The sequence below is a fragment of the Azospirillum sp. B21 genome (genome assembly GCF_008364825.1).
Taxonomy (GTDB): domain Bacteria; phylum Pseudomonadota; class Alphaproteobacteria; order Azospirillales; family Azospirillaceae; genus Azospirillum.
This window is the reverse complement of the sequence record NZ_VTTO01000001.1, coordinates 711036-735914: the sequence shown is the minus strand read 5'-3', so window position 1 is coordinate 735914 and position 24879 is coordinate 711036. Positions and strand designations below refer to the sequence as shown.

Here is a 24879-nt window from a genome sequence, read left to right as displayed (position 1 = left end):
CTCAGGCCGCCGTCTTCTGGACGATGACGTTCTGGACCAGCTTCTTCAGCGCGACGAAATCGACGGGCTTGGTCACGAGCTCGGTTGCGCCGATGTCCAACGCGCGGCGACGGTTCTCGATGTCGCCATAGGCGGTGACCATGATGACCGGAACCTGCGGAGCATCCGCACGGAGACGCTGCAGGAAGTCGAGACCGCTCATGCCGGGCATATTGATATCGCTCAGGACAAGAACAGCTTCCGGTTGCAGGCCGGTGTTCAAGCTTTCAAGTGCCTCCTCCGCAGAAGAGGCGAAGTGAAGGGCCAGTTCTCCACGGCGCAATTCTGCGCGAAAGCGCTGACGGAACAGATCCTCGATATCCGGTTCGTCATCAACGACGAGGATTCCCAGGGTCATGTCTTTCGGCGCTCCCCTAGCGATATAGCCGTCACGGTTCGTGGCAGCGTGATCGTAAACTCGGCATGCTCGTTTTCGATGCTGGATACGTCGAAACGGCCCCTGTGCTGATGTACCACGATGTCATAGCTGAGTGAAAGACCTAAGCCGGTTCCTTCGCCGGTCGGCTTCGTGGTGAAAAAAGGCGTGAATAGCTTGTCGACCACGGCGGGTGGCATGCCGACGCCATTGTCGTGAACTCTTATGGAAACTTCACTTCCTCTTGTTTCGGTTGTCACCGTCAGCGTCGGTTCATAATCCATGTCGCCGCAGGTCAACTGCCGCTTGTGGATGGCGTAAAAGCTGTTCGTGAACAAATTGACCAGGACACGCGACATGTCCTGCGGTACCAGCTTCACCTCACCCACATCCGCGGCGAATCGACGCTCCAGCGTAGCGTTGAAGTTGCGGTCCTGGGCGCGCACGGCGTGGTAGGACAGAGACAGAGCCTCTTCCACCAAAGCGTTCAGATCGGTCGTCTGCCATTCGCCGCCGCCGCCGCGCGAATGGGCCAGCATGCTCTTGACGATGTTGTCGGCGCGCCGGCCATGGTCGGCGATCTTGCGCAGGTTGCTTTGCAGGCTGTCGACCAGATCGTCCACGTCGGCGCGGGTCGCGTCGTCCAGATGGTCGTTCAGCGGTTCCAGCAGCGCCAGCATCTCGTCCAGCAGCTCTCCCGACAGTTCGGCGAAGTTGTTGACGAAGTTCAGCGGGTTCTTCAATTCGTGGGCGATGCCCGCGGTGAGCTGGCCGAGCGATGCCATCTTCTCCTGCACGATCAGCTGCTGCTGGGTCTCGCGCAGCTCCTTCAGGATCGCTTCGGCCCGCTCCTTGGCCTCCCGCAACTCGTCCTCGATGCGCTTGCGGTCGGTGATGTCGTTCTGGGTGATGACGTAACCGCCGTCGGCGCGTGGGGCGGTGCGGATGTCCAGGATGCGGCCGTTCGTCGGCACCTGGCGTTCGGAATTGATGACGCCCTTGACCAGGAAGCGGGTGCACAGCTCCGCCACCGTCTCCTCGCAGGGGACGTCGCCGTAATCGCCGCGGCGGTGATTGTAATAGAGCGTCTCGGCCACCGGGGTGCCGGGCGGGAACATGCCGGGGGGATAGTCCCACAGCCGGAAATACTCGCTGTTGGCCCCTTCCAGCCGCAGGTCGCGGTCGAGCATCAGCACGCCGTTGGGCATGGCGTCGATGGCCGCCTGCAGCAGTTGTCCCTGATGCGGCACCTCGGCATTGGCGGCCTCGGGGCGCATCTGGGTCAGCATCTCCATCACCGCGGGCGTACCGCCCCAGTCCACCGGCTCCAGCAACTGGTCGAACCACTGGATGCTGGTGTCGGCGCGGTGGCGCTTGATGCGGCGGGCCAGCGGCTGGGTCGGACCCTGCAGGCAACGGGCATAGGCGTTGCGTTCCGCCAGATGGGCGTCTTCCGGGACCAGGGTCATGATGTCGGGCAGGGCCATCACCTGTTCCGCCGATTCGTAACCCAGCAGGCGGGCCAGCGTGCCGCTGCAATGGAGGATCACGCCGTCGCGATGGACGATCAGGCCCGGCATCGCCGCGACCAGCTGGTCATGGTAGAGCCGCGCCCGGTCGAGCGAGTGCGCCACCGATTCCTCCGGCGAATAGGACGACAGCGGAGGCAGGGATCGCAGCAGATCGGACTTGTCATGCATGGGCAAGGATCCCGAAGATGTCATCCGCAGGGCTTCTGCCGCTTACCGGGCAGGATCAGAGAGCGGCAGGATTAGGGAGCATCCAGCGGTAACCGCAGGACGACGCTGGTTCCGCGGCCGACCTCGCTGTCGATGTCGATCTCACCGCCGAGCTTGCCGGTGACCAGGTTGAACACGGCGTAGAGCCCCAGCCCCATGCTGCCGGCACCGCGGCGGGTGGTGGTGAAGGGCTGGAACAGCCGCGGTCGGATGTCGGCCGGGATGCCGCGGCCGTTGTCGGACACGCGCAGTTCCACCCTGTCCTCTCCCAGCATCCGTACCGAAACCGTCACCTTGCCGCCGGGGCGGCGGGCGGCGGCTGCTTCCTCCTGCGCCCCGTCCCCGGCACCCGCGCCGATGGCGGTGACCGCCGGCACCTGCTCGAAGGCATGGGCGAAAGCGTTGGTCAGCAGGGCCAGCAGCACCTCGGTCAGCGCGCCGGGATAGGTGTCCAGCGCCAGCCCGTCAGGGCAGTCCAGAGCCAGCTGGTGCCCTGCCGCCGCCGGCTGCACCTGCACCGCCAGCACGATGTCGGACAGGTAGTCGCGCAGGCCGACACTGCTGCGCGGCGAGCTGGCCTTGCCCTCCGTCACCAGCTTCAGGCTCTGGATCAGGGCGGCGGCGCGTTCGATGTTGGCGACCAGCAGGGTGGAGACCTCGCTGGCGGTGCCGACATAATCCTGGAAGTCGCTTTTGCGCAGCTGGCCGCCCTTGAAGGTCATGATGATCGCTTCCGACGCCGTCTGCAGGTGGGTTGCGGCGGTCAGCGCGATGCCGACGGGCGTGTTGATCTCGTGTGCGACCGCGGCGATCAGCTGGGCGATCACCGCCATCTTCTCCGCCCGGATCAGGTCGGACTGCATGCGCTCCAGGTCGGCCAGCGCCTGTTCGGCCGAGTCCTTGGCGCTGCGCAGCGCCTCCGCCTGCACCTTGCGTTCGGTGATGTCGTAGAGCCAGACGATGAAGACCGGCTGGCTCTCGTAAGTGGTGCGGTCGACGGACATCGCCATCCACACCGTCCGCCCGTCCTCGCGCATGTAATGGATTTCGTCCGCCGCGGGCACGGCCCCGGTCGCCCGGTCGGGCAGCCTTTCCCGCACATGGCGGAACAGGGTGGGGGAGCAGCGCTGGTGCATCGCCTCCGCCGGCACGCCGAACAGGTCGGTGCAGCGCTGGTTGCAGTAGAGCAGCTCGCCGGTCTCGGTGATGATCGACACGCCGATGGGGCTGCCGTCCAGCACCCGGCGCAGGCGGGCGGCCTGGGCGCGCGATGCCGCTTCGGCCGTCCGCGTCTCCTGCAGCGCGTCGCGCAGCCGCCGCACGGCGCGGCAGGCCTCCAGCGTCTTGTGGATGGTGGCTTCCAGGTCGCTGAAATCGATGGGCTTGATGATGAAGTCGAAGGCGCCGCGGTTCATCGCCGCCCGCACGTTGCCGAGGTCGCCATAGGCCGAGACCATCACCGCGCGGATGTCGGCATTCACCTGCGGCAGATGGTCGAGCAGCGTCAGCCCGTCCATCCCCGGCATGTTGATGTCACTCAGCACCATGTCGATGTCGGGCCGGGCGCGCAGGGTTTCCAGCGCCTCCTGCCCGTCATGGGCGAACAGGAACTCCAGTTCACCGGCGCGGACGGCGCGACGGAAACGCTGCATGATCAGCGTTTCGACGTCCCTCTCGTCGTCGACAACCAGAATCTTTCCCATCCCGCTTTCCTACCGCCAACCCGCCCGACCCGTGCCGCAACCGGATCCGGGCGCCCCACCATAAGCGCGGATCGCCAGGACGGGAAGCACCGTGGCATACGGTGCCCCATCGGTTGTATGGCACTGTGGCCGCAACCCGAGATCAGGCTGCATGACGGGAATCCCCCACTCGATTATCACGCGCGGTCGGCGGGCAGGATAACACGGGATTGCAATGCGGCGAGATGGTTGTGATTGAGACATTGCCGGTCAGCCGGCGGCTCCCTGCGGCGCCTCCGCTTCCGCAAGCGGCAGGGTGAACCAGAAGGCGGCTCCCTTGCCCGATTCGGCGTCCAGCCCGGCGGGGGCGTCCTCCACCCCGATCCGGCCGCCCAGATGCTCGACGATGCGCTTGGCGATGGCGAGTCCCAGGCCGGTGCCGGCCGGCTTGCCCGTCAGCGTGTCGCCGGCCTGCCGGAAACGCTCGAACACGATGTTGCGGTCCTTCCGCGCTACGCCGGGGCCGCTGTCGATTACCGTGATTCGCAGCGTGTCCCCGTCCAGCTTCGCCTCCAGCCGGGTCCGGCCGCCGGTGGGCGTGAATTTCGCTGCGTTGGACAACAGGTTCACCACCACCTGGATCACCCGGTCCTCGTCTCCGCGCACCGGCGGCAGATTGCCGGGGATGTCCACCGAAAGGACGATGCCGCGCTCCAGGAACAGCGCCTCCGTCGCCGCGACCGCCTGGGTCAGCAGAAGGGCCGGATCGATGGCCTCGATCCGCCAGTCGAGCGCGCCGGCCTCGATCTTCGCCATGTCGAGCACCTGGTTGATCAGGCGGGTCAGCCGCTCGCTCTCCTTGATGACGACGGCGAGAAATTCCTGCCGCTGTTCGGGCTCCAGCTCCGGATCGTCGTGCAGGATCTCGCTGAGCGCGCGAATCGAGGTCAGTGGCGTGCGCAGTTCATGCGTCACCGTGGACAGGAAATCGTCCTTCAGCCGGTCCAGCTCGGTCAGCCTTTCGTTGGCTGCCCGGAGCGCGTCGGTGGCGCGCTCCAGCTCCGCCGTCTTCAGCTCCAGCTGGCGGCTGTGGGCGATGACGTCGCTGGTCTCGTCCAGCATGCGCAGAAGCTCCGCCGCCTCCACCGCCCCTGCGGAGACGGAGGAGGCGAGCGCCACCCGCGCCGAAGCCCCGCCGATGGCGCCGGCCAGCAGCCGTTCGGCCAGCCGCAGCCGCTCCGGTCCCGCCGCCTCGTCCGGGTCGGCACCGGCGAAGGCCTGTTCGGCGCGCTGCGGTCCGAGGAAGCGGGCGACCACGCGGGTGAGGTCGCCGACGCTGGCGGCATTGCGCCAGTCCGCCGGGGATGCCTGCGACACGGCGGTGGTAGCCGGTTCGAACACGTCGACGAAGGCGGCGGCCTGTGCGCGCTCCGCCGCGTCGGGCCGGTCGAACAGCGACAGCCCGACATAGGTGCCGATGTTGGCAAGGGCGCTCCAGAACAGGGCATGGGCCAGCGGGTCCCAGCCCTCCAGCCCGAACAGCGCATAGGGACGCAGCGCCGCGATGCTCCACGGCCCGTCGGCGATGAAGCTTGCGGGCAGCCATCCAGACCGCGCGAAGCTGGGCAGCAGCAGCGTGTAGGCCCAGACCAGCGCGCCGGCCGCCACCCCGGCGACGGCGCCGCGCCGGGTCGCCCCGCGCCAGTAGAGCCCGCCGATCAGGGCCGGGGCGAACTGCGCCACCGCCGCGAAGGAGATCAGCCCGATCGACACCAGCGCATAGGCCGATCCCGCCAGCCGGTAATAGCCGTAGCCGAACAGCAGGATGGCGACGATGGCCACCCGCCGGACCATCAGCAGCAGCGGCGCCGGATCGGCCGAGCGCGCCAGCGCTGCCGGCCGGAAGCGCAGCAGCACCGGCACCACGAGGTCGTTGCACAGCATGGTGGAGAGCGCCACCGTCTCCACCACGATCATCCCCGCCGCCGCCGACAATCCGCCGAGGAAGGCCAGGAGGGCCAGCCACTCCGCCCCGCCATGCAGGGGCAGGGCGACCACGAACAGGTCGGGGTCCACCCGCCCGCCGAAGGTCATCAGGCCCGACAGCGCCACCGGCAGGACGAACAGGTTGATCAGCAGAAGATAGAGCGGGAACAGCCAGACGGCGCGGTCCAGCTGGCGTTCATCCACCGATTCGATGACCATCACCTGGAACTGGCGCGGCAGGCACAGCATCGCCGCCGCCGACAGGATGGTGGTGGTGACCCAGACCCCGGATGCCGCCCCTTCCAGCGCGATGTCGCCGCCGAACAGCCGGGCGAGGTCGGGGCGGGCAGCGGCGGCGGCGAACAGGCTGTCCAACCCGCCGTGCAGGCCCCAGACCACGAAAATCCCCACGGCCAGGAAGGCGACCAGCTTCACCAGCGACTCCAGCGCGATCGCCGCGACCATGCCGGGGTGATGCTCCGCCGCGTCGATCTGGCGGGCGCCGAAGACGATGGCGAACAGCGCCATTACCGCCGCGATCAGGAACCCCTGGTCGAGGAAGAGGGCATGGGTCGTCTCCAGCCCGCCGCCTGTCAGCGCGTCGAAGCTGACGGCGACCGCCTTCAGCTGCAGGGCGATGTAGGGGGTGACGCCGACGGTGGCGGTCAGCGCCACGAGTCCGCCCAGCAGGGGGCTGTGGCCGTAGCGCCGCGACAGGAAATCGGCGATGGAGGTGATGCGCTGCGTCTTGGCGATGCGCAGGATCTTGCGCAGCAGCAGCGGAGCCAGCAGCATCAGCAGGGTGGGGCCGAGATAGACCGGCAGAAAGCCGATCCCCAGCGTCGCCGCCCGCCCGACCGAGCCGTAGAAGGTCCAGGTCGTGCAATAGACCGCCAGAGACAGGGCAAAGATGGTGGGCGAGGCGATAACGCTGCGCCCCGCCGCCGCCCGCCGGTCGGCCCAATGGGCAATGGCGAACAAGGCGGACAGATAGGCCAGCGCCGCGACCAGGACCGTGCCCCAATCGAGCCCGACGCCCATGCGGCCCTCCTACCGCGACCGGCCGGCGAGCGCCGCCAGCAGGATCACCACAGCCCAGACGCCGAAGACCCCGGCATAGAGGGCCGGCACCCCGAGAACCGTGCCCTCCACCCCGAACAGGCCGAGCAGCGGCGGGCTGAACAGCACGGAGGCCAGCAGGAACAGCCCGGCCATGCGCTCGCGGCGGCGGGGCGCGGGCTGTTCGTCGCGGGCCGGCGCGCTCAAAAGGCGCGTTCCCTTGCGGCGAGTTCGACCAGGATGTTGGCCCCGCGGATGGCGTCGTCCAGCGTCCGCACGTCGCGTTCGCGCAGCATCTCAATCATCCGCAGGAAGACCGCGGCGGTGACCAGGCTGTCGCCCAGCGCGGTGTGGCGGTCGACCACCTCGATGCCCAGCCGCTCGGCGATGCCGTCCAGCGTGTGGTCGCCGTCATTGCCCAGCAGCATGCGCGACAGCAGCATGGTGTCCAGCACCGGACAGTCGAAGGCCACCCCCGCCGCCCGTTCCTTCATCTTCAGGAATTTCAGGTCGAAGGCGGCGTTGTGCGCCACCATGACAGCGCCGGAGACGAAGCCGCGGAACTGTGGCAGCACGGCGTCGATGGTCGGCTTGCCCACGACCATGCCATCGGTGATGCCGTGGAAGGGGACCGACTCCGGCGGGATCGGCCGCTTCGGGTCGACGAGCGTGTTGAAGGTCTCCCCGGTCAGGATGCGCCCGCCGACGACGCGGACCGCGGCGATCTGGATGATCTCGTCGCCGGTGCTGGGCGACAGGCCGGTGGTCTCGGTGTCGAACACCACGTAATGCAGTTGGTCGAGCGGCGTGCGGCCAAGCTCGCTGGTCGCCAGCGGCTGGTGCAGCAGCCCGAAGTCGAAGAATTCCGGCCGGGCGCCGGCCCGCGGCCGCGGCTGGGCGGAGCGCGGCGACTGCGCCGGCGGCAGCGGTACGCGCAGCCGTGCCCGTGTCGCGGTCCCGTCGGAGGTTGGCAGCGGCTCGCTCCAGGCAGTGCTGCGGTGGTGCTGCAGCACGTCGCCGGCGCTGAGACCCCCCAGCCCGTCCGGCAGGGTCTGGTCCAGCCAGCCGTCCAGCGTGGCGCTGGGCACCGCCGGCCCTTCCCACACCAGATCCAGATAGACCCAGCGGTCGCCGTCCTGCGGCCCGGCCGCCTCCAGGTCGAAGGCGGTGGCGCCGGTCAGGCCGTGCACCTTCTCGATCAGATAGGCGAACAACAGGACCAGCCCGTGGCTGTCGCCATGCACCCATTGCGGCAGGCCGGTCAGCGTGACCGTGGTGGGGGATTCGGTCCCGACCCGGTGGGCCACGAGATTGATCAGGTTGTTGGAGTGGATGTCGCTCATCGGCCAACTGCCGGTGACGACGTTGCGGTAGGCGGCGGTCACCTGCTCCAGCCGGCGGGACAGGCTGTCGCAGGAGTCCAGCATCGAGCTTTCGAAGGCCGCACGGTCGCTGGGGCCGAGGTCCGGCGCGTCGTACAGGGTCTCCACCGCGGCGCGCAGGTTGGCGATCGGCGCGCGGAATCCCTCCGTGGCCTCGCGCAGCAGGGCGTCGCGCTGGCCCAGCGCCGCCAGTTCGCTGGTGGCGTCGGACAGGGTCAGCACATATCCGGTGATGACAGGCGACTCGTCCGATCCCGGCTCCGGGTCCTGCAGGATGGCGCTCATGCGGCCTTCCAGCAGGATGCGGCCGTCGGTGGTGGCGCCGACGAACTGGGCGGTGGTGCCGTGCTCGTGATTGATGTGCCGGCCTTCGCGCACCCGCAAGGAGAGCCGTTCCAGCGTGTGGGTCAGCGGCTCCGCCACCACGAAATGCAGCATCGAGCGGCCGAGCCCCAGCTCCCCCGTCAGGTGCAGGATGTCGAGGGCGGTCTGGTTGTAGAGCAGGATCTGGTGCCGGGTGTTGCAGACCAGGACGCCTTCATGCAGGTCGCGCAGAACGGCGGCAAGCTGGGTCTTCTGCTCCTCCGCCTTGGCCGTCGACTCGGCCACCGTGCGGGCGATGTCGCGGCGGACCTGGGCCAGCTTGTCCGACAGGTCGTTGACCGCGCGGGCGATCGGCTGCAGGTCGCCGTAGCGCGCCAGCGGCACCCGGCCGCCGACCGCGCCCTCCGCATTGCCGTGGGCGATGAGCCCGGCTTCCCGGCTCAGCGTTTCGGCGGCGCGCAGCAGGTAGCGGTCGACCGCCAGCCACAGCCCCCACACCGCCGTCGCGCAGGCCGCCGTCATCACCACGGCATAGGTCAGCAACGGATCCGCGGCATCCGACCCGCGCACCGCCATCGCCAGCCCGACCGACAGCGCCACCAGCCCCAGCCCGGCGGCACGGAAGGCCAGCGGAACGATCCGCCGGGGCTGGGGGGCAGGGGTGGCCGCGGACGCGGTCATGGCGCCGGCTCCACACTGCCGGTCGCCGGCAGGCCGAGATGGCGGCGGACGGTGGTCAGCAGGTCGCGGGTGGAGAAGGGCTTGGTGATGTAGTCGGTGGCACCCAGCGCCAGCCCCTTCTGCCGTTCCACGTCGCGGCTGCGCGCCGTCAGCATGATGATGGGCAGGGATTTCCAGGCCGGGTTGGTCCGCAGGGTCTGGCAGACGTCGAAACCGTCGCGCTTGGGCATCATGGCGTCGAGCAGGATCAGGTCGGGGGTGAAGCTCTCCACCGAGCGGAGCGCCTCGTCCCCGTCGCGGGCGATGCGCACGTCGAACCCGGCGCGCTGCATGAGGACCTGGAGCGACAGGACGATGCTGGGTTCGTCGTCGACGACCAGGATGGTCGGCTTCATGGCGGGGCGTCCTCCGGTGCGCCGGTCTGCTGCCGGCTTCCCAAATTTGTGGCCGGGGCAATGCGTTCGTGCCCTGGAATGTCCATGGTACGAGCAAAGAGAAGCAGGGATCAAGCGGCACTCCCCGCTCCCCCGACCAAAGAACGGGGGTGGATGGCACAAGAAAAAGCCCGGCCGCGACCAAATGTCGCCGCCGGGCCATCGCTTGCATGACAGGTTGTCGCAGGGAAAGGACCGGCGCCGTGCCTCCGCCGGTCCGTCAGGGGATCAGCGGGCTGTGATCACGACGGGGTTGAGCCCCATCTTCGTTTTCAACTGTTCCGCCTCGCGCTTGGCCGCGGTCTGATCGGCGAATCCGCCAACGCGCACCGCCCGCCAGGACCGGTTGGAGTTGTCGGTCCAGTCCACCGTATAGGCCTGGAAGCCGCCGCCCTGCAGCCGCTGCGCCAGCGAATCGGCGTTTGCCGTCACCGAGAAGGTGCCGACCTGTACGGTGTAGCGCCCGGCCGGTGCGGAAGCCGGCGGAGTGGCGGCCTTGGCCGGGGGCTTCGCCTCGCCATTGGCGGAGGGAGGCACAGATGCCGTGGCCGGGGGAGCCGGCGGGGCGGCCGGAGTCGCGGCGGGGGAGGCACCGGCGGGCGGACGCTTGGCGGCTTCCTTCGGCGGGGCCAGCATCGCCTGGAGGGAGCCGGTGTCGGCAGGCCCGCCGGCGGCCGGCTGCTCCTGCTTGGCAGCGTCAGGCTTGGCGGTATCGGGTTTGGGGGCTTCCGGCTTCTGGGCGGCCGGTGGCGGTGCGCTTTCGGCCGGGGCCGTGGCGCGCGGCTTCGGCGTGGCGGCGGGCGCGGTGGCCGGGACGGTCGGCGGTTCCGGCACCTTCAGCACCGGCGGCGGGCTGGGGGGCAGGGCGGCGACCGGCGGCGGCGGGGCGGCGGACGCGGTCGGCGGTGTTGCCGGGGCCGCCTGGGTGGGGGGTGTCTGTGCCGGAGGCGTGACGGCTGCGGCCGGGGCGCTGTTGGTCGCTGCGCCGGACGGTGCCGTGTTTTGCTGTGTGGCGTTTTGGGGCGCGCGGGTGATGGCCGGGGCCGGCACCATCGGCGAGGAGGTGTTGGCCGCCGTCGTCACCGGCTCCGGATCGCCCGATCCGAGATAGACGACGCCGACGGCGATGCCGCCCGCCGCAAGCAGGGCAAGCGCGATCTTGCCCAGCGGCAGGCTGCGGCTTGCCGGCTCTTCCTCGTCGTCCTCGACCTCGTCCTGCTGTTCGGCGTGCAGATCCTCGTTCAAGGCACGAAGCAGCTTGGCGATGTCCTCGTTCTCCGGTGGCGGAGTCTCGGAAGGTTTGCCGTTTGCTTTCATCTCGTCCTTGAACGTCGGTGTCGACAGGGTGGGAGCCTGCCGGGGCGGTGGCTTGAGCGTCACGGTCGACCTGCGCTTGCCCGTCATGGCGGGCCGGCTGGAAACAACGAGGGGCCTTCCGGCGGCCGTTCCGCGGAACACGGACCGGCTGCGGAAAGCCCCTTCTCTTTATCGTATTTTGCCGCCCCATCAAACCGCCATGCGGTCGCGCCCGGCGGACGGGCGATGCAAAGAAGGGGCTGCCGTCCCGCGGTGCCGGTCAGCCCTGATGCGGCTTGGCCGGATCGACCGGGTGCGGCTGGGTAGCGGTGGGAGGCGTCGGGTGGACGGTCGAGGACGCGGCCGGGGGCACCGGAGCCTGCGTGACCGGCTGCTGGGCGGCAGGCTGGACGGGCGCCGGGTTGATCGCGGCGGGCGGGGCCTGGGCGGCGGTCTGGGCCGGAGCGGCCTGCGTCTCCCCCTCCTCGTCCTTCAGGCCGGACTTGAAGGCCTTCACGCCCTTGGCGATGTCGCCCATCACGTTGGGCAGCTTGCCGGCGCCGAACAGGAGAAGCACGATGACCAGAACGATCAACCAGTGCCAGATGCTGAAACTGCCCATCGATCAATACCTCTGCAAATCGGTCGGAGCGGACGACGTCGCGGTCGCCACCAATGTGAGTGCCCCTTCCGCGCCGCACAAGAGGCGAGCGCCGAAGGAACCCGATAAAGGCGGCGCCCTCAGGCGGCCGGCCCGCTTTCCGCCGGTTCCTCCGGCAACTGGTGGCGCATGATCAGCGGCGCCTGGAAGGCGCTGAAGACCAGGGTCAGCGGCATGATGCCGAACACCTTGAAGTTCACCCACATGTCGGTGGAGAAATTCCGCCACACGACCTCGTTCAGCACCGCCAGGACCAGGAAGAACCAGGCCCAGCGGATGCCCAGCGTGCGCCACCCGTCGTCCGACAGGTTCAGCACGGTGCCCAGCAGCCGCTTCATCACGTTGCGGCGCATCGCATGGGCGACGAACAGCACCGAGGCGAACAGCAGGTTGACCAGGGTCGGCTTGATCTTGATGAACAGGTCGTCCTGCAGCCACAGGGTCAGGCCGCCGAACAGCAGCACGAAGCCAGCGCCGACCACCGGCATGATCGGGATGCGGCGCTCCAGTCGCCACGACACCGCGACCGCGATGCTGATGGCGACCATGAAGACCGCGGTGCCGGTCATGATGCCGGCCTGGGAATTGGCGACGAAGAAGGCGGCCAGCGGACCGGCCTCGATCGCCAGGCGTGCGAACTGGTTCATTCCCCTGACATAGCCCGAACCGGCCGCCCGTGAAAGGGGCGAATGGTGGCGGGCGGGGCATTCGGATGGATGATGCCGGCCGCTCAGAACTGCGCCGACAGCCGGAGCGAGCCGTAATTGGTCAGCGACTTCTGCCCGCGGAACTCCGGTGTCTGCAGGGTCTGGGCATAGGTCAGGCCATAGCGGCCGTAGCGCAACGTCAGCCCGGCCTGCACGCTGCCGACGAAGGGATGCTTGTCGACGGACCGGCTTTCCCGGAAGGTGTTGCCGTCCAGGAAGATGTTGCGCGCAACCGCCCGTCCCTCGGCGCTGGCGTAGACATACCAGGAAAACCGCCCCGGCCGCTCCGAATAGGGGGAGTCCTGGTAGGGGATGCTGGAGGTGGGGCGGGTCACCAGGGCGCCGACCGGCGGCGGCATGTTGCCGCCCAGCCGGACCGTGCTCCCCACCGCGGCGAAGGTCAGCACATTGCCCACGCTGCCGGCGACGTGGGGGCTGAAATCCCATTCCAGCGGCCCCAGCGTGTTCGGCTTCTCGCCGCGCCAGACATGCTCATAGCTCAGCACCACGCCGGGTTCGTCGCGCAGTTGGTAATTCCAGCCCTCCGGGTAGGTGGCGCCGCCGACGATCTTGTGGACCGTCTTCTGCGTCTGCTCGGCCAGCGAGGACGGTCCGACCATGCCGAGGTCGAGGTCGATGCGGTCCACCGCCCGCGGCGCCTCGTTCAGCACCGACACCCGGCCATAGAGCCAGCCGGCATAGGGCCGGTCGTCGGGGTCCGGATTGCGGACCTTGAGGTTGCTCGGCGTATAGATGTTCTGTCCGAAGGCGAAGCCGTAGCGCCGCACCCCGCCCGGCTCGATCCAGGGCACGAGGTTTGCCAGCCAGTCGATGCTGCCGTAGGTCGGCCGCGCGCCGGAGAAGTAATAGAACTGGAATCCGTTCGAGTAGTAGCGGTCGGTCCCGCCGCCGAACAGGTCGTTGTCGATCCAGAAACCGATGGCCGGGCCGGAAGCCGCGGGCGCGTCGCCCCGCGGCGGGGTGGTTTCCTGTGCGCTTGTCCCCGTTGCGGTCAGCAGCAGGACTGCAAATGCCGCGGCCAAGGTGGGGCCGCTGTTCGTCGCCATTCCGGCACGCTCCATCCATTTCGCAGGGTAACGGATGGAGGGGGAGTCTGTTGCGATGCGGTGCGGCTTCTTTGGGGGTAGAGGTGGGGAGGTGTCGGCTGGCGAATGCCCCCACCTATCCTCCCCCGCTGGACGGGGGAGGGAATGCCGCTACTCTCCAGCTTCAGCACGGGTCCCCTCCCCCGCCCAGCGGGGGAGGGTTAGGGTGGGGGCATCGAAGCCGACACCACGCCCTCACATCCCCACCCGAATCCCCTCCACCGCCTCGTCCAGCGTCATGTCGATGCGCTTGATCCCATGCAGCGCCAGGAAGCGCGCTTCGTTCTTCGACAGCTCGCCGGGGATCACCGCCCAGTGGCTGTCGGAGGAGCGCTTGGAGATCTGCCGGGCAAAGGTGCGCTGGATCTCGTGGTCGAAGCGGCAGCCCAGGAACAGGAAATGGCGGCCGGCGCGGCGGTCCTTCACGACGGCGGGGATCGGCGTCTGGATGTCGATCTCCGTCAGGATCTCGACATAGTCGCTGTCGGAGATCAGGTAATTGCCGGCCGGCGTCACTGCGCCCGACGGCTTGTAAAGCACGGTGTCCCAGCCGGCTGCCGCGTCGGCCGTCGTCTCCGCGCCGTCGGGGGCGTAGTAGCGCACCCACTCGCCGGTCGATTGCGGATGCGACACGCCCTGAATCTGACCCCAGCTACGGTCGGACGCGGCGCTCAGCAGGCTGTCCAGGACATTGTCATACCAGACGTCGACCAGCAGCGGCGGGGCCGGGATCGCGGCAAGCAGCGCGTGGACGGGGGTGGCCGGCACCGTCTGGCGGAAAATCTCGTTGAGGATGGCCTCCAGCGTCTTGCGGTGCTTGCGCGTCTCGATGAACTGGGCGACCGCGGTCAGGTTGGAGCGGATGCGGCCGGGGGCGGCGACCTTGGCGTTCAGGCGCTGGACCAGCTCCGCCGAGTTGCGCGGGATCGGGCACTGGTCGGGCGGCAGCAGGGCGAATGCGCCGGGGCCGAGATAGGGCACCACCTGCCTTGCCGCCAGCGCCGCGGCGATGTCGGCCAGCGCCGCCGCGGCGTCCGGAACCGTGACGGAGTCGGAATCGGTTGCCAGCGTGGTGTCGGTCATGGAAGGCATCTCCCTGAATTTCTAGAGATAGATCGCGGCGCCGGCGCCGGTGTTGACGCTGGCGTCCTTCAGCGTTTCCACGATGAAGGCGACCTGATCGCGGGTGATCTTGCGGTGCAGCGGCAGGGCCAGCACCCGGTCGGCCGTCTTGGTGCAGACCGGGCAGGCGCCGCGGCCGGCTCGGTCCTCGCCCAGCGCTTCGATGTAATATTGCTGGGTGTGCAGCGGCTGGCCGAAGTCGCTGGCGTCGATGTCGTGGGTGTCCAGATCCTCGATGATCGACCGGCGTCCGGACGCGGTGAAGCGGGTGCCGAGATGGACGCAATAGACCATCGGGTTAACCACCTCGGCCCCCGGCCCGCGATAGGGCGGCTTGATCCCCTCGAAGCTCGCCATCGCCGCGTCGTAATAGGCGATGACCAGATTGCGGCGGGTCAGGATCTCCGGCAGGCGTTTCAACTGGACCAGGGCGAGCGCGGCGTTCAGATCGCTCATCCCCGCCTGCCAGGGCAGGGTGCGGGTGATGACCACCGTGTTGCGGTGCTCCGTCTCGCGCCGGCGCATGTAGCGCAGCCGGTGGGCGAGGTCGCGGTCGTCGGTGACGATCATGCCGCCTTCGCCAGCCAGCAGGATGCCGGGTTCGGAAAAGTCGAAGACCGCAGCGTCGCCGAAGGTGCCGACCATTTGCCCCTTGTAGGTGGAACCGATGGCCTCGGACGAATCCTCCAGCAAGATCAGGCCTTTGGCGTCGGCCAGCGCGCGCAGTTCATCCCAATGGGCGGGGTGGCCGTTGACGTTGGCGGCCAGGATCGCCTTGGTCTTCTCCGTGACCAGGGCCGCCGCCTTTTCCGGGTTGATGGTGTGCTGCCAATAGTCGATGTCGACCAGCACCGGTGTGGCCCCGGACAACGCCACCGCATGCTGGACCTGATGCCAGCCGAAGGGGCTGCACAGCACCTCGTCGCCCTCGCCGATGCCATAGCCCTTCAGCATCAGCAGCGTGGCCATGGTGCCGCTCGACACTGCCACCGCATGGTCGCGGCCGACATAGGCGGCGAAGGCGTCCTCGAACGCCCGCACCATCCGCCCGTCGCTCAAGGCCCCGGAGGACAGCAGGCGGCCCAGCATCTCGACCTCGGCGCTGGAAATATCCGGGTCGGTCAGCGGGATGTAGTCGTCAACCTCGTCGTCATCGGCGGGGGAGGGATGTGGAAGGGCTGCGGCGGCCTCGCTCATTCACTCGTCCTCGTCCCGTTGGGCGATCACGACGCCGGTGGCAAGCTCCGGCTTGTCGGTGATGAGCCAGCAGTGGTTGTTGCCGTCCACCAGATGCAGGTCGAAGCCCGCCTCCTCCCGGAAGGGATCCTCCGCCATCACCGCGGCCATGGCGCCGGTGACGGTCTTCAGGTCCGGGTTGGCTTCGCGTACGCCGCGGACCACGGCGTCGAGCGTGCCGCCCCCGGCGAACAACCGGCCGGCCAGCGTGGCGATGCTGTCGATGCGCTCGGGAGACAGGGCCATGGGCGTCACTCCGTTCCGCGTTTCTTGGCGTCTATGGTGATCGGCAGGCGGGTGTCCGCCGGCATTTCCGGCAGGTCGAGCGTCCAGCCATTGGCGATCTTGATCCAGCCGCCCCACAGATCCGGCTTCTCCATCTCGACGATGGGTTCCTCCAGGTCCTTCTTGGCGACGTAGATCGTGTATTGCTCGGACGCCTTGCGGATCATCACCTTCATCACGGACACTCCAGCCTGTTGTTATAGTTGGTATTTCGTCTCAAGCGGCGACCAGCCGGGCATGCAGGGCCGGCAGTTCCGACAGGACGGCGTCCACCTCCGCCGCGGTGGTGTAGCGGCTCAGCGAAAAGCGCAGGCTGGCGGCGGCCTGGGCGCCGTTCAGCCCCATGGCGGTCAGCACATGGCTCGGCTCGTTGCCGCCGGAGGAGCAGGCGGCGCCCATCGACACGGCGATTCCGGCTCGGTCGAGCCGCATCAGCAACTCCTCCGCATCCAGCGGATGGCCACGGCCGTCGGCGAAGCGGATGTTGCTGGTGTTGGGCAGCCGGGCGGCACCCGCGCCGTTCACCGCGGCACCGGGCCAGCGGGCGAGGATGCCCTGCTCCAGCCGGTCGCGCAGGAAGGCGATCAGGTCCGCTTCGTCCAGCCAGAGGGATGCCAGCGACGCGGCGGCGCCGAAGCCGACGATGCCCGGCACATTTTCCGTCCCGCCGCGACGGCGGCGTTCCTGATGGCCGTGGATCAGCGCGTGGAAGGGCGCGCCCTTGCGGACATAGAGCGCGCCGACCCCCTTCGGCCCGTGCATCTTGTGGGCGGACAGCGTCAGGTAATCGGCGATGCCGCAATCGACCGGCACCCGGCCCGCCGCCTGCACCGCGTCGCTGTGGAACAACGCGCCATGGGCGTGCGCGATGGCCGATGCCCCTTCGACCGGCATCAGCACGCCGGTCTCGTTGTTCGCCCACATCATGGAGACCAGCGCTGTCGCCTCCGTCACCGCGGCGGCGAGATCGACCAGAGAGGGCAGGCCATCACGGTTCACCGGCAGGATGGTGACGCGCCAGCCGCGCTGGCGCAGGTCGTCGAACAGGGCCAGCGTCGCCGGATGCTCCACCGCCGTGGTGACGATGTGGTCGCGGCGGTGGTCGGTCTCCTCGATGACGCGGAGCGCGCCGAGGATGGCGGCGTGTGTCGCCTCCGTCGCGCTGCCGGTCATCACCAGATCGGCGGGCTTGGCGCCGATGAGGGCCGCGACCTGCGCCTTGGCCTCGCTCACCACGCGGCGGGCGGCCATGCCGGCGGAATGGGGACTGGACGGGTTGGCGAACTCCCCGAACAGGTGCGGCATCATGGCGTCGCGCACTTCCGCAGCCAGTGCCGTGGTCGCGTTGTTGTCGAGGTAGATCGTCATCACATCACCCCCCATCACATAACTCCGGGCACGCCGCGCCGCGACCCGTCGGCCGGGACGATTTCCTCCTCCAGGCAGCCGACGACGGTGCCGCCGGGGAACTCCACCAGATAGACCGGCAGGCTGCCTTCCTCGGTGCGGCCGACGCGGACGATCACGCCCGGCGTGCCCTTCGGCGCCAGCAGCGCGCCGTCCGGCACCTGCGGATGGCTGCCGTCGTTGAACAGGTCCTCCTGCACCGTGACCCGCAGGCCCCAGTCGTACAGCGGTTCGCGCGGCGGGATGAAACCGGGCTTGGCGGCGGCTTCGACGTCGGACATCGCGAGGCTCCTTATCTGTGGGGACCGGTGGCTATTGCGGGTCGTTGCAGTGGGCGTCGATCACCTGCAGCTCGCGCGCGCGCATGCCGACGACGACCCGTTTCTCATAAAAATCAACGGCGTAGATGTAATACATCTGCAGATAGGTCCCGATGGAGATGACGTAGCCGACATCGCCCTCGCGGATCAGGAAATCGCCGACCGGCCGACCGGGATAGGTTCCGTCGTTGCGCACGTCGCGCAGGGCCTTGACCTTGAAGCCCTGTTCCAGCACCGGCGGGCCGACCAGCTCGTTGGCATCCTCGGCGCTGCGGGCGCGCTCGCGGCGATACGGAGTGGTGGTTTCGGTGTCGGTCATGGCGCTGGCGCTCCGTCGGTTCAGGGGCCGCTACAGGGGCGGAAGGTCGTTGGCGATGGTGAGCCCGGCGGCGCGCTGGCGGGCGATCGCGCGCACCTCCTCCTCCGGGTCGTCGAGCAGGGGGCCGAGTTGCCCGGCGTCGATCCGCCCGGCGACGGCGAGGCGGACCATCCAGTCGGCATCCTGCAGCAGCACATGCAGCTTCGACGCCGACAGCCGTTGAGCCACAACCAGCCGCACCCGCGGGCTGTCGTCCCAGGCGAGGCTGGGCAGCCAGTCCATGGAAAGGCGGCGGGCGACTTCCACCCGCACCTCCGGGTCCTCGTCATGCATCATCGCCGGCAGCATGCCGTCGGGGATCCGCCGTACCACGCGCAGCCGTACCGAACAGTCGGGGTCGCGCATCAGCGGGGCGAGGTCCGCATCCTCCAGCCGGGTGGCGACGGCGATCCGCACCTCGCGGTCCGGGTCGTCGCGCAGCTTCAGCAGCAGCCGGTGCGGCAGCCGGCGGGCCAGGACGGAGCGCACCGTCTCGTCCGGGTCGTTCATCAGCCGGGGAAGCTGGAAGATCGGGGCGAAGCGGGCGGCATTCGCCCGAACCTCGAAATAGGGGTGGCCGAGATGGCCGGCGGCGAGGTCCGGATTCCATTCGAAGAAGCGCTGGATGCGCTTGGCGTAGCGGTCCTGCACGCAGGCCTTCAGCGGCAGGCAATGGCCGGTCAGCTTGCCGCCCGCAGGAAGGGCGGCGGTATCCGGGTCGAGCCGGCGCTCCTTGTGGTCGCAGGCGGTGCAGTCCACCGGCTCGTCGCGCCAGTCCAGGGATTCGAGGATGTCGTCGCTCATGCGTCGGCTTCCTCACGCTCATGCTGGTCGGCAATGGCGATCAGGCGGGCGGCGCCGAAGCGGTCGTCGGGGTCGAGGTCGCGGACCTTGCCCAGCGCCTCCCGCCCGGCATCGAGCCGGCCGGTGCGCAGAAGCAGGTAGCCGATGGCGACCAAAGCGAACAGGAAGAGGCGGGGCGCCGGCTCCAGCCCGCGAAAATCGGCGGTGGCCGGGGTGACGGCGCGCCAGTCGGTATGGTTGACGCCGAGCGCGGCCATGGCGTGGCCGATCATGCGCTCGCCATAGACCAGCGCCCGGTCGAGATTGGCCTTGTAGAAGTGGAACTTGTAATGGCCGAGATCGACGAGGCGATGACCGGGGGCGACCTCCGCCGCGCGGGCGAGATGGGCGAGCGCCGCCCCGCTGTCGGCATAGCTGGCGGCGGCCAGATGCAGGCAGCATTCCGCCTCGGGCGGAAGATCCCCGCCGTAGTAGCGGCGGGCGAGCCAGTCCTCATCCACCTCGTCCAGCATGGCGCGGTGCTCCTGGTTCAAGCCTTCATCCGATATCCTCCCCCTCTCCCCCCCGGGGAGAGGGTCGGGGTGAGGGGGATGCACAGCGAGGATTCTCGGTTGAGTGCCGCAACGCCTCCCCCTCACCCTAACCCTCTCCCCGGGGGGGAGAGGGGATACCGCGGGGATTTCACATCACGCCGGGACGCAGCAGTCGGCCGGGCAGACGGCGGCGCATTGCGGGCTGTCGAACTGGCCCTGGCATTCGGTGCATTTGGCCGGGTCGATGACGTAGGTGCCCTTCTTCAGGCTGATGGCGATGTTCGGGCACTCGGCCTCGCAGGCGCCGCAGACGGTGCATTCGGCGGACTTGATCTTGTAGGCCATGGCTCTCTCCTTCGGTGATGGGATGGCTGTGGAAGGGGGGAAGAGGACGGGGCGTCAGGCACGTCGCGCGGTCAGTGCCCCAGTGCGGATCACCGCATCCTGGCCGGCTCGGGATTGGACGACGCCCTGGTCGAGCCGCTCGGCATAGTCCTTGAAGTAGGCCAGTGCCGATTCCTCGATGTAGTCGAAGGCGAAGCGGTCGACTGGCTCGATCCCGGCCTCGGCCAGCGACTTCGACGGGCATCCGCCGATCTTGGCGACGAACACCGCGGTGCAGTCGTTGATGGCGGCCAGCACTCCGTCCAGCGTGTCGACGTCGCCGGAGCCGCCTTCGCAATACTGGTCGACGCGGCGGTGGCCGACGAACTTGGCGCCGCCCGGGCCGACCTCGTAGATCTGGAATTCCTTGGCGTGGCCGAAATGCTCGTTGATGCGCTCGCCGCCCTTGGTGGCGACGGCGATCAGGATCGGATCGACCGTGGTGCCGACGCTGTCGCGGACATCGGCCTGCGCCGCCGCCTTCGAGGCGTGGCGGCCGGCGCGTTCGGCCTCGACATGCTCGCGGTAGCTGCGGCGGGCCTCGTCGTCATACTCGACGATGCCCATCGCCTCGATCTTGTCGGCGGTGAACTCCTCGCCGCGGTCCTCGCCCAGCAGGCCGACCGCATCGGCGCGGCACTGGCGGCAATGGCGCATCAGCTTGGCGCCGCCCTCGCAGGCGTCCTGCACCACCTTCAGCTCCTGCGCGGTAGGGCCGCGCTGGCCGTTCAGACCGAAATACGTGCCGTGGGCGGGGTCGGAGATCAGCGGCATGATGTTGTGCAGGAAGGCGCCGCGGCTCTTGACCGCCTTGTTCACCTCCAGCAGGTGCTCGTCGTTGATCCCCGGGATCATGACGGAGTTCACCTTCACCAGGATGCCGCGCGAGGTCAGCATCTCCAGCCCCAGCATCTGCTGCTCATGGAGAATTTTCGCGGCGTCGAGCCCGGTCCAGCGTTTGTGCTTGTAAAAGATCCACGGGTAGATCTGCGCGCCGACCTCGGGATCGACCATGTTGATGGTGATGGTGACGTGGTCGATGTTGTATTGGGCGATGGTGTCCACATGGTCGGGCAGGGCCAGGCCGTTGGTGGACAGGCACAGCTTCAGGTCCGGCGCCTTCTTCTGCAGCATCTCGAAGGTGGCGAAGGTGTTCCTGCCGTTCGCCGCCAGACTGTCGCCGGGGCCGGCGATGCCGATCACCGACAACTGCGGGATTTCCTGGGCGACGGCGAGGATCTTCTTGAGCGCCTGATCGGGGGTCAGCTTTTCGGAGACCACGCCCGGCCGGCTCTCGTTCGAGCAATCGTATTTGCGGTTGCAGTAATTGCACTGGATGTTGCAGGCCGGGGCGACCGCGACATGCATGCGGGCGAAATAGTGATGCGCCTCTTCCGAATAGCAGGGGTGGTTCTTCACCTTCTCCCAAACCGCCGGGTCCATGTCGGCCGGACCGTCCGACAATCCGCAGGACGACGACGAACAGCCGGACGCCGCCTCGGGCGCTGCCGGCATCGTCGCGGGCGGGGCCAGTTCCCCCAGCCCGAAGATGCTGTCGAGCGAAACCACGTTGCTCATCATCCACTCCTTCCCTGCCGTGCCGGACGACACCGTTGGACGAAGTGGAGAAAAGCAAGTTCGGGGCCAGAATGGGAAATTCAGCGTTTACAAAGGCTTGGCAGGATTTGTCGGCATCGCGGACGCTGTCGTCATTGCGACAATGGCGGGACCGGCCAGGGGCTTTGTCGGGGTGCCGACAAACCGGTCAGGCCAGTTCGCCGCGGAAGGCGACGACATGGTCCTGGCCCTCGTCCAGCGCCTCCGCCCCGAATCCGATCAGGCCGCTGCCGACCAGCTTGGTCGAATCGCGGCGCAGCACCAGCGGCGGCGATCCGCCACTGCGGATGAAGGTGCCGTTGGTGGAATGGTCGGTCAGCAGGAAGCTCTCGCGGGTGAAGTCGATCACCGCATGCTGGCGCGAGGTCTGGCGCGAGGCGATGCGCAGGCCGCTGCTGTCCTCCCGCCCGATGGTGACGCGGGGCAGCGCGCGGCTCATCGCGATTTCCTGTCCGCGGTAGGACAGATGAAGCGTCACCATGGCATCGCCGGCCTCCGTCACCATGGAGAAGCCGAGTGTGGTGCTTTCGATCGCGTCGTCGGCATCGTCGGCGCTGCGGACCCGGTGGACGCGGATCGGTGCCGTCTTGCCCTTCATGGCGACGTTGTTCAGCGGTTTGGTCCGGTCGCGCAGGTCGGGCGACAGGCCGTCCACCAACGCCTGGGTCACCAGGATTTCGCCCTGCCGCGCGATCTGCTGCACCCGTGCGGCGACGTTGCAGGCGTCGCCGTAGAGGTCGCCCACCCCTTCGATCACCGGGCCGTGATGGATGCCGATGCGCAGCCGCAGGCCATGCCGGTCCTGTCCGTCGATCATCGCGCAGGCGGCGCGGACGCTGTCGTCGCAGGCCGGGAAGGCGGCCAGCAGCCCGTCGCCCAGGCTCTTGATCACCCCGCCGCTGTGCTCCTCGACCAGCTGGCGCAGGTGGGCCAGCACCTGTTGCGTCAGCGCCGCGGCGGTGGCGTTGCCGATGCGCTCGTACAGCATCGTGCTGTCCGCGATGTCGACGAACATCAGGGCGAGGGGCTTCTCAAGCGAGGGCAAGACCGGAAATCCGTTCGATCGGAAAGATGCCATCGAACCGAAGGCGCGGCAGGGTAGCATGAAACCGTGGCGGGGTGCGACCGGGCTCGGGGTTGTCGGATTGTCGAGCGCCATGGAGGTGCCGTATCGCGGGCAAGATCTCCACGGATTTCACGGATTACGCCACGAATTTCACGGATGTGGCGTTGTCCCGGTTCTTACCATTTCCGATTAACCGGCGCGTCGCCACGACCAGGAAAAAATCCGTGAAATCCGTGTCTAAATCTGTGAAATCCGTGTTGAAATTACTCGCACGATATTATCCCGGTCTTTGGGGTATATCTCTAAAACCTCTTGATCTCGATGTTGTATTTGCGGAGCGCGTAGCTGACCTGGCGGGTGGTCATGCCCAGCAGGCGGGCGGCCTTGGCCTGCACCCAGCCGGTGCGCTCCATCGCCCACACCAGACGGTCGCGCAGGGGACCCGACTCCGGCTCGTCCAGCGGCAGGTCGGGGGCATCGGCAGGCTGCGGCGCCGGGGCGGAGGGAACCGCGGGGGCGGCCGCCGCCGGCTGGGGGGTGGGCAGGGGGGCGATGGCGGTCGGCGGCAGCGGCTTGGACGCGCCGCAGACCGGCGCCGGACCGGCGGAACAGCCCGATGCGCAGGCCGGCCACTGCGTTCCGCCTGGCGTCCCATTTGCCGGTACCGGCACCGCCGGCGGCATGCCGGGGGTGGCTGCCGGCTGCGGGCGTCCCAAAGCCGGGTTGGCGCCTGACGGGTTGGTCGGGATGCCGCTCATCGATGGGGCCAGCCCGCCGACGGCGGCCCCCATGGTGCGGTACTGGAACAGCACCGACGAGTTGCAGAGATTCATGCTGCAGGACAGGTCGGGCACGCGGATGGTGCCGTTGCGGCATTGGGTTGCCGCGCGCTCGATGCAGTTTTCCAGTTCGCGCACGTTGCCGGGCCAGGTGCAGCGATTCAGAACCTCCAGCGCGTCACGGTCGATGTCCAGGGTCAGGCCGTTGTCCCGGGCGAATTTGGCGATGAAATGCTTGGCCAGCATGGCGATGTCGCCACGCCGTTCGCGCAGCGGCGGCAGGTGGATCGTCACCACGTTGATGCGGAAATACAGATCGGCGCGGAACTTGCCGTGGCCGACCGCCTCCTCCAGGTTCAGGTTGGTGGCGCAGATCAGGCGGACGTCGGTCTTGATCGTCTTCGACCCGCCGACCCGCTCGAATTCCTGCTCCTGCAGCACGCGCAGCAGCTTGGCCTGGAAGTTGGAGGAGATGTCGCCGATCTCGTCCAGGAACAGCGTGCCGCCCGAGGCCAGTTCGAACCGGCCCTTGTGGTCCTTCTGGGCGCCGGTGAAGGATCCCTTCTCGTGGCCGAAAAGCTCCGACTCCAACAGAGATTCGGGCAGGGCGGCGCAGTTGACGCGGATGAAGGGAGCGTCCTTGCGCGGCGACAGGTTGTGAATGGCCCGCGCGATCAGCTCCTTGCCGGTGCCACTCTCGCCGCGGATCAGCACGGTGGACTTGAAGGGCGCCACCCGGTGCACCTGGGCCAGCACGTCGACCATGTTGGGGCTGGTGCAGACCACGTCGTTGACCGGCGCCGCCACCGGCCGCAGCTCCTTCTGGACGCGGAAGGTCTCGCGCATCATGAAGCGCCGCTCCTCCGCGACCGTCCGGTGCAGGCGCACGGTCTGGCCGATCAGGTTGGCGACCATGGTCAGGAAACGGACGTCGGAGCCGAAATGGCCGCTGGGGCCGTCGTCGGAAATGCGGTCGATGGTCAGCACGCCGACGACGGTGCCGGCCGCCTTGATCGGCACGCCAACCAGCGACGCCACCTGTTCGTCCAGGTCGTCGCGCCCGCCGGAGCGGTTGTTGAACAGCGGCTCCTCGGCGAGATTCGGGACGACGGCGGGCATGCCGGTCTTCAGGATGCGGCCGCTGATGCCTTCGCCCTGGCTGTAGTCGATCTCCTGCGCCGTCGAATCCTTCGGCAGTCCAAGCGCCGCGACCAGACGCAGCGCATTGTCCTCCCCCTGGAGATAGACGCGGCCACGGTGCATCTGCAGCTGGTAGGACAAGGCGCGCAGCACTTCGCGCAGGGTCTGTTCCAAATCCAGCGACGACCCGAGGATCTTGCTGACCTCGTAGATCGTTAGCAGCTCGAGGCTGGAAGATGACGCGGACTGGGCAGCACTCGGCATGATCGATCCCCTCGCTCTGCTTGGGACCCTGCCACGCGCCGGATGGAATGATCCGGCCATCGCAACGCATCGGGTCCTGGCGTCAGCGCCTT

Annotated in this window: 24 protein-coding genes; all 24 read right to left on the bottom strand. The window is 68.3% G+C overall.

Features of this window, described 5'->3' with window-relative positions; all coding sequences use genetic code 11:
• Position 1: 1 nt before the first annotated feature.
• A complete protein-coding gene (locus tag FZ983_RS03560; protein ID WP_149222195.1) occupies positions 2–397 on the bottom strand; it encodes a response regulator in 396 nt (131 codons plus the stop codon).
• Complete coding sequence (locus tag FZ983_RS03555) at positions 394–2115, bottom strand: PAS domain-containing sensor histidine kinase (protein ID WP_149222194.1); 1722 nt, start codon at positions 2113–2115, stop codon at positions 394–396. The genes FZ983_RS03560 and FZ983_RS03555 overlap by 4 nt, the downstream gene beginning before the upstream one ends.
• Before the next feature lie 71 nt (positions 2116–2186).
• Positions 2187–3857 carry an ATP-binding protein gene (locus FZ983_RS03550; protein ID WP_149222193.1) on the bottom strand — a complete coding sequence of 557 codons (1671 nt, stop codon included), beginning with the start codon at positions 3855–3857 and terminating at the stop codon, positions 2187–2189.
• Positions 3858–4106: 249 nt separating this feature from the next.
• Entirely contained in the window at positions 4107–6863 is a 2757-nt protein-coding gene (locus FZ983_RS34980; protein WP_149222192.1) for a sensor histidine kinase, read from the bottom strand.
• 9 nt (positions 6864–6872) lie between these two features.
• The gene (locus FZ983_RS03540) at positions 6873–7088 is read right to left on the bottom strand and encodes a hypothetical protein (RefSeq protein ID WP_188092247.1); all 216 of its coding nucleotides are present in this window, start codon (positions 7086–7088) and stop codon (positions 6873–6875) included.
• Positions 7085–9268: an exonuclease domain-containing protein gene (locus FZ983_RS03535; RefSeq protein WP_149222191.1), complete on the bottom strand. Its 2184-nt coding sequence runs from the start codon at positions 9266–9268 to the stop codon at positions 7085–7087. The genes FZ983_RS03540 and FZ983_RS03535 overlap by 4 nt, the downstream gene beginning before the upstream one ends.
• Positions 9265–9663, bottom strand: a complete 399-nt coding sequence (locus tag FZ983_RS03530; protein ID WP_149222190.1) for a response regulator — start codon at positions 9661–9663, stop codon at positions 9265–9267. The genes FZ983_RS03535 and FZ983_RS03530 overlap by 4 nt, the downstream gene beginning before the upstream one ends.
• A 267-nt stretch (positions 9664–9930) precedes the next feature.
• On the bottom strand, positions 9931–11019 hold the full coding sequence (locus FZ983_RS03525) for an SPOR domain-containing protein (RefSeq protein WP_282186984.1): 1089 nt from the start codon (positions 11017–11019) through the stop codon (positions 9931–9933).
• Between the two features lie 259 nt (positions 11020–11278).
• Positions 11279–11620 (bottom strand): twin-arginine translocase TatA/TatE family subunit, encoded by a 342-nt coding sequence (locus FZ983_RS03520; RefSeq protein WP_149222188.1) that lies wholly within the window; start codon positions 11618–11620, stop codon positions 11279–11281.
• A 119-nt stretch (positions 11621–11739) separates the two neighbouring features.
• A complete protein-coding gene (locus FZ983_RS03515; RefSeq protein WP_149222187.1) occupies positions 11740–12306 on the bottom strand; it encodes a septation protein A in 567 nt (188 codons plus the stop codon).
• Between the two features lie 83 nt (positions 12307–12389).
• Complete coding sequence (locus tag FZ983_RS03510; RefSeq protein WP_149222186.1) at positions 12390–13433, bottom strand: lipid A deacylase LpxR family protein; 1044 nt, start codon at positions 13431–13433, stop codon at positions 12390–12392.
• A gap of 234 nt (positions 13434–13667) precedes the next feature.
• On the bottom strand, positions 13668–14555 hold the full coding sequence (locus tag FZ983_RS03505; protein WP_149222185.1) for an SIR2 family protein: 888 nt from the start codon (positions 14553–14555) through the stop codon (positions 13668–13670).
• 21 nt (positions 14556–14576) lie between these two features.
• Positions 14577–15791 carry a DegT/DnrJ/EryC1/StrS family aminotransferase gene (locus FZ983_RS03500; protein WP_149222184.1) on the bottom strand — a complete coding sequence of 405 codons (1215 nt, stop codon included), beginning with the start codon at positions 15789–15791 and terminating at the stop codon, positions 14577–14579.
• On the bottom strand, positions 15792–16076 hold the full coding sequence (locus FZ983_RS03495; protein WP_149222183.1) for a hypothetical protein: 285 nt from the start codon (positions 16074–16076) through the stop codon (positions 15792–15794). It abuts the gene before it with no gap.
• 5 nt (positions 16077–16081) lie between these two features.
• Positions 16082–16291 carry a putative nitrogen fixation protein NifT gene (gene nifT, locus FZ983_RS03490; protein WP_149222182.1) on the bottom strand — a complete coding sequence of 70 codons (210 nt, stop codon included), beginning with the start codon at positions 16289–16291 and terminating at the stop codon, positions 16082–16084.
• A gap of 40 nt (positions 16292–16331) precedes the next feature.
• A complete protein-coding gene (locus FZ983_RS03485; RefSeq protein WP_247883552.1) occupies positions 16332–17483 on the bottom strand; it encodes an aminotransferase class V-fold PLP-dependent enzyme in 1152 nt (383 codons plus the stop codon).
• Between the two features lie 14 nt (positions 17484–17497).
• Positions 17498–17803: a nitrogen fixation protein NifZ gene (locus FZ983_RS03480; protein ID WP_063635114.1), complete on the bottom strand. Its 306-nt coding sequence runs from the start codon at positions 17801–17803 to the stop codon at positions 17498–17500.
• Positions 17804–17834: 31 nt separating this feature from the next.
• Positions 17835–18161, bottom strand: coding sequence for a nitrogen fixation protein NifZ (locus tag FZ983_RS03475; protein ID WP_149222180.1), 327 nt, complete (start codon positions 18159–18161; stop codon positions 17835–17837).
• A 30-nt stretch (positions 18162–18191) separates the two neighbouring features.
• Positions 18192–19004 (bottom strand): 4Fe4S-binding leucine-rich repeat protein, encoded by an 813-nt coding sequence (locus FZ983_RS03470; protein WP_149222179.1) that lies wholly within the window; start codon positions 19002–19004, stop codon positions 18192–18194.
• Positions 19001–19537 (bottom strand): hypothetical protein, encoded by a 537-nt coding sequence (locus tag FZ983_RS03465; RefSeq protein WP_247883551.1) that lies wholly within the window; start codon positions 19535–19537, stop codon positions 19001–19003. Before FZ983_RS03465 ends, FZ983_RS03470 begins: the two co-directional genes overlap by 4 nt.
• A gap of 153 nt (positions 19538–19690) precedes the next feature.
• Entirely contained in the window at positions 19691–19882 is a 192-nt protein-coding gene (locus FZ983_RS03460; RefSeq protein WP_014248512.1) for a 4Fe-4S dicluster domain-containing protein, read from the bottom strand.
• Positions 19883–19936: 54 nt separating this feature from the next.
• Positions 19937–21499: a nitrogenase cofactor biosynthesis protein NifB gene (nifB, locus tag FZ983_RS03455; protein ID WP_149222178.1), complete on the bottom strand. Its 1563-nt coding sequence runs from the start codon at positions 21497–21499 to the stop codon at positions 19937–19939.
• A gap of 187 nt (positions 21500–21686) precedes the next feature.
• Positions 21687–22583 carry an adenylate/guanylate cyclase domain-containing protein gene (locus FZ983_RS03450; protein ID WP_247883550.1) on the bottom strand — a complete coding sequence of 299 codons (897 nt, stop codon included), beginning with the start codon at positions 22581–22583 and terminating at the stop codon, positions 21687–21689.
• Positions 22584–22906: 323 nt separating this feature from the next.
• On the bottom strand, positions 22907–24787 hold the full coding sequence (gene nifA, locus FZ983_RS03445; RefSeq protein ID WP_149222177.1) for a nif-specific transcriptional activator NifA: 1881 nt from the start codon (positions 24785–24787) through the stop codon (positions 22907–22909).
• Positions 24788–24879 lie beyond the last annotated feature (92 nt).